General features: G+C 57.3%; 14 protein-coding genes and 1 tRNA gene. 5 read left to right on the forward strand and 10 right to left on the reverse strand.

The window, feature by feature from the left end; translation table 11 throughout:
• Nucleotides 1–95 precede the first annotated feature (95 nt).
• On the forward strand, nucleotides 96–1,175 hold the full coding sequence (locus ACR0IK_RS04770) for a fasciclin domain-containing protein (RefSeq protein WP_480640631.1): 1,080 nt from the start codon (nucleotides 96–98) through the stop codon (nucleotides 1,173–1,175).
• A gap of 48 nt (nucleotides 1,176–1,223) precedes the next feature.
• On the opposite strand, the gene rpoH is transcribed toward ACR0IK_RS04770, so the two are convergent.
• On the reverse strand, nucleotides 1,224–2,120 hold the full coding sequence (gene rpoH, locus ACR0IK_RS04775; RefSeq protein WP_170324581.1) for an RNA polymerase sigma factor RpoH: 897 nt from the start codon (nucleotides 2,118–2,120) through the stop codon (nucleotides 1,224–1,226).
• A gap of 145 nt (nucleotides 2,121–2,265) precedes the next feature.
• Nucleotides 2,266–3,300: an RluA family pseudouridine synthase gene (locus tag ACR0IK_RS04780; RefSeq protein ID WP_480589663.1), complete on the reverse strand. Its 1,035-nt coding sequence runs from the start codon at nucleotides 3,298–3,300 to the stop codon at nucleotides 2,266–2,268.
• Between ACR0IK_RS04780 and ACR0IK_RS04785 the strand changes: the two genes are divergently transcribed.
• A complete protein-coding gene (locus ACR0IK_RS04785) occupies nucleotides 3,299–3,604 on the forward strand; it encodes a DUF6476 family protein (protein ID WP_480589662.1) in 306 nt (101 codons plus the stop codon). The two genes, ACR0IK_RS04780 and ACR0IK_RS04785, sit on opposite strands and share 2 nt — an antisense overlap.
• A 3-nt stretch (nucleotides 3,605–3,607) precedes the next feature.
• Here the strand turns inward: ACR0IK_RS04785 and ACR0IK_RS04790 are convergent, their stop codons facing one another.
• From ACR0IK_RS04790 to ACR0IK_RS04815, 6 genes are all read right to left on the reverse strand, one after another.
• Nucleotides 3,608–4,591 (reverse strand): hypothetical protein, encoded by a 984-nt coding sequence (locus ACR0IK_RS04790; RefSeq protein ID WP_480640633.1) that lies wholly within the window; start codon nucleotides 4,589–4,591, stop codon nucleotides 3,608–3,610.
• A 31-nt stretch (nucleotides 4,592–4,622) separates the two neighbouring features.
• Entirely contained in the window at nucleotides 4,623–5,582 is a 960-nt protein-coding gene (locus ACR0IK_RS04795) for a glycosyltransferase family 2 protein (protein ID WP_480640634.1), read from the reverse strand.
• A 175-nt stretch (nucleotides 5,583–5,757) separates the two neighbouring features.
• Nucleotides 5,758–7,746: a hypothetical protein gene (locus ACR0IK_RS04800; protein WP_480640635.1), complete on the reverse strand. Its 1,989-nt coding sequence runs from the start codon at nucleotides 7,744–7,746 to the stop codon at nucleotides 5,758–5,760.
• Complete coding sequence (locus ACR0IK_RS04805) at nucleotides 7,743–8,678, reverse strand: hypothetical protein (protein WP_480589658.1); 936 nt, start codon at nucleotides 8,676–8,678, stop codon at nucleotides 7,743–7,745. Before ACR0IK_RS04805 ends, ACR0IK_RS04800 begins: the two co-directional genes overlap by 4 nt.
• A 5-nt stretch (nucleotides 8,679–8,683) precedes the next feature.
• Complete coding sequence (locus ACR0IK_RS04810; RefSeq protein WP_480640636.1) at nucleotides 8,684–9,667, reverse strand: glycosyltransferase family 2 protein; 984 nt, start codon at nucleotides 9,665–9,667, stop codon at nucleotides 8,684–8,686.
• Between the two features lie 146 nt (nucleotides 9,668–9,813).
• Nucleotides 9,814–9,900 (reverse strand) — tRNA-Leu (locus tag ACR0IK_RS04815).
• A 142-nt stretch (nucleotides 9,901–10,042) separates the two neighbouring features.
• On the opposite strand from ACR0IK_RS04815, the gene ACR0IK_RS04820 reads away from it, so the two are divergent.
• On the forward strand, nucleotides 10,043–10,702 hold the full coding sequence (locus ACR0IK_RS04820) for a DsbA family oxidoreductase (protein WP_480640637.1): 660 nt from the start codon (nucleotides 10,043–10,045) through the stop codon (nucleotides 10,700–10,702).
• Nucleotides 10,703–10,741: 39 nt separating this feature from the next.
• Nucleotides 10,742–11,398 carry a lipoyl(octanoyl) transferase LipB gene (gene lipB, locus ACR0IK_RS04825; RefSeq protein WP_480640639.1) on the forward strand — a complete coding sequence of 219 codons (657 nt, stop codon included), beginning with the start codon at nucleotides 10,742–10,744 and terminating at the stop codon, nucleotides 11,396–11,398.
• 287 nt (nucleotides 11,399–11,685) lie between these two features.
• Here lipB and ACR0IK_RS04830 read toward each other — a convergent pair whose 3' ends face one another.
• Nucleotides 11,686–12,630 (reverse strand): cation diffusion facilitator family transporter, encoded by a 945-nt coding sequence (locus ACR0IK_RS04830; RefSeq protein WP_480640641.1) that lies wholly within the window; start codon nucleotides 12,628–12,630, stop codon nucleotides 11,686–11,688.
• An 81-nt stretch (nucleotides 12,631–12,711) separates the two neighbouring features.
• Between ACR0IK_RS04830 and ACR0IK_RS04835 the strand changes: the two genes are divergently transcribed.
• On the forward strand, nucleotides 12,712–13,137 hold the full coding sequence (locus ACR0IK_RS04835; protein WP_480589640.1) for a MerR family transcriptional regulator: 426 nt from the start codon (nucleotides 12,712–12,714) through the stop codon (nucleotides 13,135–13,137).
• Here ACR0IK_RS04835 and ACR0IK_RS04840 read toward each other — a convergent pair whose 3' ends face one another.
• A complete protein-coding gene (locus ACR0IK_RS04840; RefSeq protein WP_480640642.1) occupies nucleotides 13,138–13,557 on the reverse strand; it encodes an HIT family protein in 420 nt (139 codons plus the stop codon). It lies immediately after the preceding gene.
• Nucleotides 13,558–13,634 lie beyond the last annotated feature (77 nt).

Here is a 13,634-nt window from a genome sequence, read left to right on the forward strand (position 1 = left end):
CTCTCTCCGTACCAAATGTATCGCCGACGGGATGAGGTGCTTTTGCAAGCCCTTTCCCTGTCAAAGGTGGCAAATAGGGTGGGAGATGAACCGAAATGCCAGAAATGACAGACGGACCTACGATCACGGAACGCGTTATTCAGATCAGCGGAGACCCGGGAACATTTGACAACAACGGCGGGGATTTCGACATCCTCCGTGAAGCCGTCATCGCGGCGGGACTTGCAGGGACACTGGACAGCGACGCGGTCGATCTGACCGTATTTGCACCAACGGATGCTGCCTTCGTGGCCTTGGCGCAGACCTTGGGCTTTGGCGGCACGGATGAGGCCGGGGCGCTTGGGCACATCGTTAAAGCGTTGACCCTGCTGGGCGGCGGTGACCCCCTGCCCCTGCTGACCAATATCCTGCAATACCACGTCGTTGACGGTTCTTTCACCAAAGATGCCGTTGTCAGTCTTGGTGACGGCGCCCAGATCGAAACCTTGCTGGGAACAAGTCTGGAACTGAACCTGCTGAGTTCGCCTCCAAGCCTGGAAGACGCGGATCCGGGCATTGCGGACCCGGGTCTCATTGCCTTCGACGTCGAAGCTTCGAACGGGATCATCCACGTGCTTGACGGCGTACTGCTTCCGGTCTCGGTTACCGGAATTCTGGGGCAGAAGAACACAGACTTCATTATTGGTGACGACTCGGACGAGTTTCATTTTACCGGACGCGGTCAGGACTTTGTGCATGGCGGCGGCGGCAGTGACTTTATCGTTGCCGGGCGCGGCAATGATGTCGCCTTGGGCGGCACAGGGCACGACACCATCTTTGGTGGCCGCGGCAAGGACATCCTGCGCGGTGATGAAGGCGACGACTCTATCTTTGGCGGTCGTGGAAAGGATCTGATCGATGGCGGAGCCGACGATGACTTTCTGGTTGGTGGTCGCGGGCACGACACCTTCTTCTTCGACGATGGCGACGGAGAAGACCTCATCCTCGACTTCCAGGTTGGCAAGGACAAAATCGACCTCAGCGCCTATGACGGCATTCACAGCTTTGAGGACATCGAAGACCATATCTCGGGCGGTTTCTTCAGCACAACCATCGAGTTGGGAGATGGCGACAGCATAGACCTGCTTGGCGTGCGGGCCGGCCAGTTGTCCGAGAGCGATTTTGTATTCGCGTAACAAAAAAAGCCCGCCGTGAAAGGCGGGCTTTCTTAGCTTGGGCAAGTCTCAGACCGTGCCCAGCATTCCTTTTTCACGCGCCAGTTCACGCATCTTTTTCTGCAGCTTCTCGAAGGCACGGACTTCGATCTGGCGAATGCGCTCGCGGCTGACATTGTACTGCGTGCTCAGTTCTTCCAGCGTGACGGGCTGATCCATCAGACGGCGCTGCGTCAGGATATCCTTTTCCCGATCGTTCAGCACGTCCAAAGCAGCCGCCAGCAACTCACGCCGCGCATCCAGTTCGTCACGCGCTTCATAGTCGCCAGCCTGGTCGGCATCTTCATCCTCAAGCCAGTCCTGCCACTGCATGGTGCCTTCACCCTCGGACCCGACGGTCGCGTTCAGCGAAGCATCGCCACCGGACATCCGGCGGTTCATGCTGATGACTTCTTCCTCGGTCACGCCCAGATCATTGGCGATCTGCGCGACGTTTTCAGGTCGCAGGTCACCCTCTTCCAGCGCACCGATGCGCGCCTTGGCCTTGCGCAGATTGAAAAACAGCTTCTTCTGCGCCGAGGTCGTTCCCAGTTTCACCAAAGACCACGACCGCAGGATGTATTCCTGGATCGAGGCGCGGATCCACCACATCGCATAGGTCGCCAGACGGAAACCCTTTTCCGGGTCGAACCGTTTGACCGCCTGCATCAGGCCCACGTTGGCCTCGGAAATCACCTCGGCCTGCGGTAGGCCGTAACCGCGATACCCCATAGCGATCTTGGCCGCCAGTCGCAGGTGCGAGGTGACCATTTTATGAGCCGATTCAGTATCTTGCTCTTCCACCCAACGCTTGGCGAGCATGTACTCTTCTTCCGGTTCCAGCAGCGGGAACTTGCGAATTTCCTGCATATAGCGGTTCAGACCGCCTTCCGGCGTCGGCGCGGGGAGATTTGCGTAATTTGCCATGTTTCATGTCCCTCCGACAAATGTTTAAGTCGTTAACATGGATATGGGAGGTCTTCCCAATCCGTTCAAGAGGTACCGTTAACAGTTTGGAATTAACGATTGATAAAGGAAACCTAAGAAAGTCTTATTCACGGAACTTTGCGCATTATGTCAGCGGCGCGCGAAGCTGTTCAATCAGTTTTTGCATGTCTTCCGGCAATTCGGCCTCAAAGCGCAGGTTTTCCCCCGTCACCGGGTGTTCAAAACCCAAAACGGCAGCGTGAAGTGCTTGGCGTGGGAAGGCGCGGACGGCTTCGGAGGTTACGGCGCTGAACGCCTTGGCCGCCAGTTTGCGCTTACCCCCATAGACAGGATCACCCACCAACCCATGCCCGGCATGGGCCATGTGGACGCGAATCTGGTGCGTGCGGCCGGTCTCCAGCCAGCATTCGATCAGCGCCAACCCCGCCGGAATGCCGAATGCCTCGACCACGCGCGCCCGAGTAACCGCGTGGCGACCACCGTGAAACAGCACTGCCTGTCTTTGCCGGTCGGTCTTGTGCCGCGCCAACTGAGTGGTCAGACGCATGATGTTTCCAGGCTCGAAGCTAACCCCCTTCACCCCACGCAGACGCGGGTCAATCGCATCAGGCACGCCGTAGCAAATGGCTCGGTAATACCGCTCGACTGTGTGCGCCTCGAACTGCGCCGCCAGCCCATGATGTGCCGCATCCGATTTCGCGACCACCAGCAAGCCACTGGTTTCCTTGTCGATACGATGCACGATTCCGGGGCGTTTCACTCCACCAACGCCAGACAGGTCGTCGCCGCAATGATGCAACAACGCGTTCACAAGTGTCCCGTTCGGAGAACCCGGCGCAGGGTGCACGACCATACCCGCCGGTTTGTTGATAACGATCAGATCAGCGTCCTCGAATACCACCTCCAACGGGATATCCTCGGGACCGATATGGCTGTCCTCGGCCTCGGCCACAGTGATGACCACGGTTGTGCCTTCCGCCATCTTAGCCTTGGGGTCGCGCACCACGGTCCCGTCGATCCGCACGGCGCCTTCATCGATCAGCTTGGCCAATCGCGTGCGTGACAGGTTTTCCTCGGCTGGCACATCGCGCGAAAGCGCCTTATCAAGGCGTGGCGGCGGATCGGCCGCGATATGAAACTCAATCTGACGGGTGCTCATGACTGTCCCTTCCGAACCCCAAGAACCGCAGGAAACGCCGCAGCTTCGCCTGCTACGGAGAATGGTCATGCTGCTGACCGCGGTGATGATTGGCGGGGTTCTAGTGACATTCGCGCTGATTGTCATCCGACTATCGGATAGAACCCCCGCCCTGCCGGAACAAGTCGAACTGCCCGATGGCGCGAAGGCGCAGGCCGTAACCATCGGCAACAACTGGTACGCGGTGGTGACGGATGACAACCGCATTCTGATCTTTGACAAGACCACCGGCCGCCAGCGTCAGGAAATCACTATCGAGCCCTGACTCTCAGTTTTCCAGCGCCATGCGGAACACGATCTCGGAAGCGCGGCGCAGGGCATCGTATTCCTGGGCCGTGTCACGACGGAATTTCTGATCCTCGTCGCTCAACTCAACCGGGTCGAACATCTGAGGGCGTTCGGGAAAAAACTCTTGCCGGAACGCGACATCGTGGCTGGCTACGAATTCGTCCAGCCAGGCCCGCTCATCCGGTTCCAAAACGTCGTACCGCCGGATCATGACCGGATCTTCGACCACGCGTCGGCGCAGACGACGGCTTTCCTGACGCCCGAGCGCCCTGGACACGATGCCAAAGGCCTCGCTGGCGGCTCGCGAATGCGACAGGTTCGAAGGTTGTTCGACCACCACTTCGCCGGACAAAGACACACCGATACGCGACATGAAATCGTCGACCACATTCCCCTGCACCATCTGAGAACGATCATAAAGAACCGGCACGATGGCGACCCCCGGAAAAGCCTGACGGATTCGATCCAGCTTTGCCGAAAAGCTGTAAATCCCCGGATCAGCCTTGATCCTGCTCAGCAAGTTCCCGACATAGTCGGTTGCACTCCCCCCCAACCGGCCGTTCTTGGCACGTTGCTTGTAGTCAGCTTCGAGGAAATCGGAATACCTGCGGCAATAGTAGGTGACCCGCAGCTCGCGCGAGGGGATTTCCGCAAAGACCTGCGCCAACCTGCTCAGGTCGCAGTTATAGAACATTTCGGATGACACCAGGCAGGTCTGATCTCTGTGCGCGTCATATTCGATGGCCATTGCCTCACGAAACGAGTCCATCGGTTGATTGGTCTGGTTCATGTGAAAGGCAATGATGTTGTGGCTGATCGCAAGACGGCCTTGGCCTTCACGGCGCCGCCGCCCGGTTTCCATATAGCGCAACCCTACATCGGCAAGCTGTACCCTGTTCTGCTGCACATATCCCTGAAGCGCAGTCGTGCCGGTCTTGGGCATACCCAAATGCAGCCAAAGCATCAGATGCCTCCTGTTTCAGATTTGATCCCGATCATTCGCTGTGACTGGCCGTAAAACCCGCCGTCATCCGCTGCATCAGGCCCTGCATCTCGGGTTGTTCACGCAGCTGCGCAATCTTCTGTCTGTGCAGGTCGCAGGACATGCGGTGCAAACGGGACGTCTCGGGGTCTGAGAGCAGTTCGTAATACTGCTCGCGCTTGCGGTCGAGGATGGCATCAATCGAGCCATCTTCCTTGGCGTTATGGTTCATCATGTCCCAATACTCCATGCCAAGGCTTTCCCCCGTATGGTGGGCGCGGCCGCGTAGTTTCTTGACTAGGTAGCTTTCGCAGGACTTCAGCGCATAGTGGTTGATCTGGACCAGATCATAGCCAATGGAATCCCGCGCAGACCGCCAGCTGCCGGTAAAATACCGGTCCGGCATCAACTGCCCCGATCCGTTGTACCAATGGCACTCTTCCATGGACTCGACCGTGGGCCGCTTTGGCCTGTGAACGCCCAGGGTGTTCCAAAGCTCACGCCGGAACATTGTCTTGAACCCCCAGGCTTGCGGCGGTCGGTGCTTTTTCTGCTGTGCCGCGCGTCGAAACTGATCCGACAGGAATCGGTCTTCATACCGAACGACACCTGCATTCCCGAACAGCCGCCACGTCATCGAGATCATTTTCGCGTCCGGAATCGCATCGGTCAGCGCCCTCAGCGTGTTATTCCCGGTTTTGATGTTGATGTGTTCGTCGGCGTCAATCACGAGAACCCAGTCCTGAGGCCGCGCGATCTCCATCTTCAGGAATTTCCTGTAGGCCCGTTTTTGCGGATTGCTCTGGCGGCGTGCATTGTTGTCGACATGGGTCAGGATGCCCCTTTCATCCAACCGCTGCAGCAGGGCGTCCGTGCCATCGGTGCAGTCATTGGTCATCACGACAATCTGGTCGATACCGATTGTACGGCAATGGGCCACCCACTCCAGCACAAAGGGACCCTCGTTCTTCATCGGGGTCACGCTTATAAATCGGGGATCGTGGTCAGACACTTATTCGCCTCGTGTTTTACCGCTTATTGAACCTGCGCCCGAAACCCTGCGGCTTTCGCTCGGGCCACAGCCTAGGCTTACTGGGCACAACAGCCAAGAGTAATAAGCATCGTATTGAAGACCTGCGTCTTTCTCATCATGTACGGGCCAGTTGGTTCGCAAAACGCTTGAATGGCGGAAACAGGTCATGCGCTTTTTGCAGGTAAGACCTTGCCTTGCCCTTTTTGCCCCGCCGCAGGTATATTTGACCGGCTTCCCCCTGAATAACCGCTGAGTTGTCATCGAGGTCAGCCGCCTGAACGATCTGGTTTTGCCCTTGCTCGACGGTCTCATTCCTTTCCAGAAACTTCCCCATCGCGAAAACCAGAAACGGGTTTCCGGGATCACACGCCACAGCTTCGGCCAGTGTCATCCGGGCGCGGGGCAAATCACCATCCGCTTCGTAAAGCACTGACAGCCTTTTATGATAGAGCGGGTTTTCCGGCCAGTCGGACGTAATTTTCCGCATAGCATCAATGGCTTGCGATAGGCTAATGGCGTCCAATTGCCAGTGCAGTACAGCCCTGCCCGCCAGAACACCCGGGTTATCAGCACTTGTACCCACAAAACCGTCGAACCCTTCGCTCAAGCGCTCCAAACGAGAACGATCATCAAGAATCCTGCGAGCTTTTTGATCCAATGCTAGATCGGCCCAATCCAACAAGATGAAATCGAAATTGCAGGGCTGCCTGACCAGTACCTTGTGCTGCACCAAGTACAGATTGTTGAATGGTGGGAAACGCCGTCGACGAACCTGTCTCTGAACCTGCCAGTCCGTTGGTGGAAACAGCCGGGCGGAAACCTGATCGCGGTACAGCATTCGGGACGCCAGCACTGCAACATCGGGACGTAATGGCTTGCCCCAGAACGCGCGCGCCAAATAACGGCTGGCAGACCACCGTTTCTTTTGCGCCCCCAGTGTGGCCGCGCGCAATGCAAGCAATACGGCATAGTCTTCGGACCACAGGTTCCCGTTGGCCAGCCCGGCCGCGGCCAGCTTTTCGCATTCCTTCCACTTTGACAGGTAGAAACAATTTATGGCCTGCAAAAGCGGCATGAACGCGTTGTCGGCATCTTCGTCCAAAATGGGCCGCGCCAGTTCGTAGGCTTTTTCTATTTCATCCTGCGCGCACAGATATTGAGCGGCCTTGGCATAAATATGTGCTGCCTCAGACGGGTTCAAAAAGGCATTGGGCCCCTTGGAAACACGATCAACCACACGATGATTGGCAACAGAGATTTCATCGTCGGACAGGACATCCTTGAACACCAGGCGTTGCCGCCCCGATATCCGGGCAGCGGCCATTGAAAACGCCGATATGTAAGGCGCGACCACCTGCTCGGCCCGTGACATCGTGTACAGTTCAAGAAAATCGCGCTGCGCCCGCGTCAGATCAGAGACATCCGCGATGTCTGACATCCGCAATAGCTTAGGGTACCGCGTTTGAAACCGGGTGATCAGCTCCGGCTGATCTGAAAACATGATGGCCGTTTGCCCGGAGTTTTTTTCTAGATGCGCCTCGTACAACTCTTCTGGTTCGATCTTGGCGGGCCACGTCGTGTGCTTCCAGGGCAACCCGTTCAGAATGTCACCCCGCCGGATGTGGTAGGCCGACACCCCTTGCCCGGACAGTTTCTCATCGGCGCTTGCCATCATGGCGCGGATCTCGTCCGTAAAGCCGATCTGATGGATAAAGTCCCGGTATCGCGGGCGGATCGTCTCTATATCCTCCCAGGGGAAGGCCAGCACCTCGAACCCTTCCTCGACCAGAACCGAGCGGCCCGCATTGAGATGTGCAATCAGGCGATCCGGAGTTTTTTCGCCCTGAAAGGTCCAGATGGGCAGGGCCTTTCTGGTAAGGCGGTCGAATGCCTTGGCGCTGAGAAAGCGCGCATTCATCCAGTCCTGCGCGAACAGTTCCTGCGGCTGATCCAGCTCGGGCGCGTCCGATCCCTGCGGAAACCAGTTCACTTTGTATGAAGTGTCAAAATCCTCGGCCAGACGGATGCAGGTCAGCATCATCAACAGGCGCGCGCCCATGCGGTCCTTGCGCTGTCCGATGAATACCCCTTTTTCTCGCGTCATGAGGAGTTCCCGTCCAATGCAGCGCGACGCAGCGTTCGGAACCTCTGGCGGGCCTGCCGCACCAATACCGGGTGACTCTCGCCTGCCTGCGCCTCGATGGCGCGCATAACCATGGGCAAACGGCGGCGCGCGCGCATCATCCGGTAAAACTCACCCGTCGTTAGCGTACCGTCCATCGCCTTCAGCATTACCGGCTTGAGGATATCCAGTTTGCGCAGCATCGGTGCAGCGAAGTGGTTCGAAAACCACGTCTTGAGCAAAATGACGTTTTCCCCCTGCAACCGCGTGACCTGCCGCCGGTCGAGCTCGAAAAAGGGGTCATAGAACACATAGGCCCTACCCGCCGCCTTCACCGTCTGCGCTGCGTCCCCCAAAGGCAGGTCCCAGTCCTGAACCTGACCAAAACGATACCGGGTTTCCCACGGCACCAGACGTTCATCCAGCGTGGTCTGCGGGTTGAACGCAACCACATGCGCGCCGGGCACCAGTTCGGAAAAGGTCAGCGCCCCGAAGCCGCCCATCGAAGCACCGGCAAAGACGACTTGATCAAAGTTGTCGAAAAACCCCTCAGCCGCGCGGCTCTGAAAATACGAGATGATCTCGGGGTCGCGATACCACGCCTTGGTGCGCGCAAAGACCCCCATATGAGACCAGCCTTCATCACGAAAGAACTTCCAGCCCCAGGGTTCGCGCGCAAAAGACAGATCGTTGGCATTGGCGATATTGTCAAAACTGACAACCAGTTGTGACGCGGAACGCTGGTGAAACAAAACCGAATGGCGTTCCAGCTTTTGCAGGAACCCGGAACCGTCGCCCCCCGGATAAAGCTCAACAAACCACGGCGGCGCGGGATCGGTCAAAATACGCTCGTACCCCGTCTTGCGGTCGGGGTGTTCTGGCTTAAGCTGCTCTTTCGAAAGGTCGTCTGCCATGATCCTCAGGTGAGATTATCCGCCAACCACATCCGGAAATCCACCCAATCCGGGCGCGTTTTGATCTCGGCGATTTTTGCGCGGTGCCAATCGCAGGCCTGCGCGTGCAATTCACGCAGCACCGGGTCTGCTTTCAGCTCCGCCAGCAGAGGTGCCGCACGCCGTGCGATGGGCTGAATGGACGGGTCGGTTTCTTTGTTGGCATTCATGTCCTGCCAGTAGGACTGTCCCTGATCCACCTTGATATGGTTGGTCCGGCCCCGGTCGCGCTTGATCAGAAAACCGTCCAGAGACCGGACCGAATAGTGGTGCAGACGACCAAGCGAATGATCGAAATTGCGCCATGCACGCCAGCCAACCTTCTCGGCTGGGAACAGTTTACCTCCGGCATCCGACCAAGCGACCTCGCCTTCCTTGCCCTCTTCCACACCCTTCGGACGATGCGGCCCGAACCGGGTGAACTTGCCATTGTTGCGGAACAGGGTTTTCAAACCATAGGCCCTGCCGGAGTGATAGGGAAACTCCTGATCCCCCATCGCAAAGGCTTCGGTTACAGGCCGGTCTTCAAAGCTAATATTTCCGGAGCTTCCAAACAGTTTCCACGCGAATGAGATCGCATCCACCGGCTGACCTGCTCGGCTTTCGACCTCGGCGATCAATGCGTCAAAGCTGTTGTCGCCATGGCGAATGTTCCAGAACTCATCCACGTCCAGACACATCAGCCAATCGGCTTCCTTCACCTTGGGCTGGCGCCGCGCCCGCCGCAACATCTGATGCTGCGGGTTTCCACCCTCTTTAACCTCGTTCGAGACATGGGTGGCCAGCCCCAGTTCCTGCAATCGGCGGGCGATATCGTCGGTGCCGTCATCGCAGTCGTTGGTGAAAATCACAAAGTGATCGACACCCAACGTCTTATGAAACGCGACCCATTCCAGCATGTAGGGGCCTTCGTTCTTCATCGTGGTGAATACGGTTATGGCCTGCGACATCAAAACTTCCCGACTTATATTGACGTTCGTCATACACAACCCCGAGGGCGTGGGCGAGACAGGAAATCACGACAAGGATAATCCAGGGCAAACTGGTGCACCTCTACCCGCCCCAACGGGCCAATCGCCAGATTGTCTGATGAGAATGGTGCGGTCGAGAAGACTCGAACTTCCACGGGTGTTACCCCACAGCGACCTCAACGCTGCGCGTCTACCAATTCCGCCACGACCGCACTGCAAGTGACTTGGTAGAGGCGCGTATAGACGCTGAAGATCGAGATGTGAAGAGGCAAAAAACACGCCGGTTTGAATTCCCTTCCTGCGCCCATACCATTAGCTGCACAGTATCCCCATCACACCGACAGGAGCCCGGACATGACCACCACCGATCCCCGACCCGTCGTTCAGATTGACATTGTTTCCGACGTCGTCTGCCCCTGGTGCATTGTTGGTTTTCGACAGCTTGACGTGGCTCTGAAACAGGAAAACGTACTAGCACGCCTGCGGTGGCATCCGTTCGAACTGAACCGCACGATGCCGCCCGAAGGTCAAAACCTGCGCGAGCACATCATGGAGAAATACGGAACGACGGCCGAGCAGAGCCAGCAGGCCCGGGATCGATTGAAACAGTTGGGCGCAGAGCTGGGGTTTGCGTTCAACTTCGACGATGACAGCAGAATGGTGAATACCTTTGCGGCGCACCAATTGCTGGACTGGGCTGAAACCCAGGGCCGTCAACATCCGCTGAAACTGGCGTTGTTCCGAGCGTATTTCACCGACCAAAAGGACATCTCGCAAACTGATGTCCTGCTTGACGCGGTTACTGCGACCGGGCTGGACGCTGACGCCGCGCGATCAGCGCTCGAATCCGGTGCGCATGTCACCGCAGTCCGCCAAAAGCAGGAGTTTTGGACCAGCAAGGGTATCTCGGGCGTTCCGTCGATGGTGTTTGGCGGTAAATACCTTGTAACCGGGGCGCAGGGCACAGACACTTACGCACAGATTCTACAACGCTGCCTGGCCGAGGTCGCCTGACCCCTTTTCCTTGCCACATCTGCGCGATATGGAACCGCCATGGAATGGAAGATCACCGACGGGTTAACCGACTATACCGAAGCTGTTGCCTTCATGGAGGCGCGGGTGGCTGCAATCGCTGCGGGCGAAGCGGACGAATGCGTATGGTTGCTGGAACATCCGCCGCTTTACACGGCAGGCACCTCAGCCCGGATCGAGGACCTGACAGATCCTGACCGGTTTCCGGTTTATGAAGCCAAACGCGGCGGGGAATACACCTATCACGGCCCCGGTCAGCGCGTTGCCTATGTCATGCTGGACCTGAACAAGCGCGGCAAGGACGTGCGGGGTTTTGTCAAAAGACTTGAAAACTGGGTGATCGCCGCGCTGGCGGAATTCAATGTGCAGGGTGAAATCCGCGACGGTCGCGTCGGTGTCTGGGTGCGCCGGGATGACAAGCCCCTGACCGCCACCGGCCAGCCCGCCGAAGACAAGATCGCAGCCATCGGTCTGCGCCTGCGCAAATGGGTCAGCTTTCACGGCATTTCCATCAATGTCGAACCGGATCTCGAGCATTTCTCGGGCATCGTTCCCTGCGGCATTACCGAGCACGGGGTCACGTCGCTGGTCGATCTCGGTTTGCCGGTAACGATCGAAGATGTCGATATCGCATTGCAGAAAACGTTTTCGGATTGCTTTCAACCGGTCGAAGCCTGATCCGGATTCGAATCGCTGTTCGTCGAAATAGGGATTAACAATCTCTCGCCTCTGGTTTTTTTGTTTCCGAACCTACGCGCATTTCACCAATTTGCCTAAAAGTTTTGAGTTTAATTGGATGAAAGCTCACTCCGAGGAATACAAGTCGCGCGTTAACGGGTATGCTATCCTTACCGTTCTAGAGTGAGTGGTGTGTTAAACCGGTGATCTCGGGAAACTGGGAATTCGGTAAAGTGTTTGGTTACGAGTCTGCCGTTCCGACCCCAAATCGGAACGGCAATTCCTTTTCAGGACCCTTGCAAATTTTCATGCCCAAATCGGGGCAATGTCGCACGCGTTTGGTCGGCGCGCTCCAACTCCAACGTGACATGCCCAATTTCGAACCGTGCCTTCAGGGTGTCTTTTACTATCCGCCTTATGGTTTCAGCGTCCGTCCAGTTCAGGGTGTCGATCTCAAGATGCGCAGTCAGCGCCGCTTCCCGCTCCTGCATGCTCCACAAGTGGATATGGTGGACGCCAGCCACACCCTCTGTTTCTTCGATAGCGGAGGCTACGACTTCGGGCGTCAGATCGGGCGGTGCACCCAGCATCAGCACTCGGATGGTTTCCCCAATCTCGGATTTAACATGCCACAGAATATAAACCGAGATCAGGATCGTCACCGCTGGGTCGACCCATGTCCATTCAAACAGGATTACGGCGGCTCCGGCGACTATGACAGCAACCGACCCCAACGCGTCAGCCACATTGTGGATAAAAGCGGCACGTATGTTCATGCTATCTTTCGACATCGTATATGTCAGCGCGGCAGTGATGAGGTCGACGACCAGAGCAAGAGCCGCGATCCAGACGACCATCCATCCGTTGACAGGCTCGGGCTGGAAAAACCGCATCACGCCTTCGTACAACAGATACACCGACAGCACTATCAGTGTGGTGTAGTTGACCAGTGCCGCCACCACCTCAGCGCGACCATAGCCAAAGCTCATGCGCGGATCAGCGGGGCGGCGGGCAATCTTGCGCGCGAAGAATGCGATGATCAGGGCGATTGCATCCGAAAAATTGTGTAACGCGTCCGCGACAAGCGCCAGAGACCCCGAAAGAATGCCGCCAATAACTTGCGCCAAAGTTAGCAACATGTTCACCGCAATCGCTCCTGCGACACGCAAATCACCCGCGTCCGGGTCTATGTGATGATGGGTGTGTCCCTCGTGGCTGTGATCGTGTGCCATAGTGCCTTTGTTCCTTGTTTTGGCTGCACAGCCTATGTAATTCCTCCAGTCACTAGAGGTTCAAGAGATGAGAGCACAAAAATGTACTCAATCGGAGAGCTTTCCCGTCGAACCGGCGTCAAGGTGCCCACAATCCGGTTTTACGAAGACAAAGGGTTGCTACCACAGCCGGAAAGAACAGCCGGAAACCAACGCCGCTTTGACGATGCCGCGCTAAAACGGTTGCAGTTCATTCGCCATGGACGGGACCTTGGGTTGCCCTTGGCCGACATCGAGGCATTGCTGTCACTGGAAGGCGCCCGGGGCACCGATCTGAACCGGGCGCATGAGATCGCCGAACGTCAACTTGCAGACTTGCGCGCGCGAATTTCTCAATTGCGCAGGCTTGAGTCGGAGTTGTCTCGTATCGCCTCAGCCTGTGACGGTGGGCACGATCATGTCTGTGCTGTGCTCCACACTTTTGGCGACCACAGCGCTTGTTTGGGGCCGCATGATGGTAAGGGCTGATCAGGCCAGAGCTGCTTTGATCTTTTCCGCGTGCTGCGCAATCAGATCGAAATCACCCATCTGGCCCGGGGCACGCAGCGATACGCCTTCATGGCGCGGCAGGACGTGGAAATGCAGGTGGAAAACCTCCTGCCCGCCTGCGGCCTCGTTGAATTGCTGGACAGTGACTCCGTCCGCGTCAAATGCCTTGACCACCGCCCGCGCCAGCTTCTGTGTGGCTGAGGTAACGGCGACGAGTTGCTCAGCCGATGCGTCCAGCAGGTTTCGGCAGGGCGTTTTCGGGATCACCAGCAGGTGTCCGTCCGACCGTGGCATGATATCCATGAAGGCCAGCGTATCTTCGTCCTCATACACGCGGGTCGAGGGGATTTCTCCGCGCAGGATCTTGGCGAAGATGTTGTCGGTATCGTAAGCGGCCATATCAAGTCTCCGATTTCGGGTATTGAGGGTAGTTCTGCGACCCTCACCCCTTTGGGTCAAGGCGGAACTCTGCCGCG

It is taken from the genome of Ruegeria sp. BF7 (genome assembly GCF_056538605.1).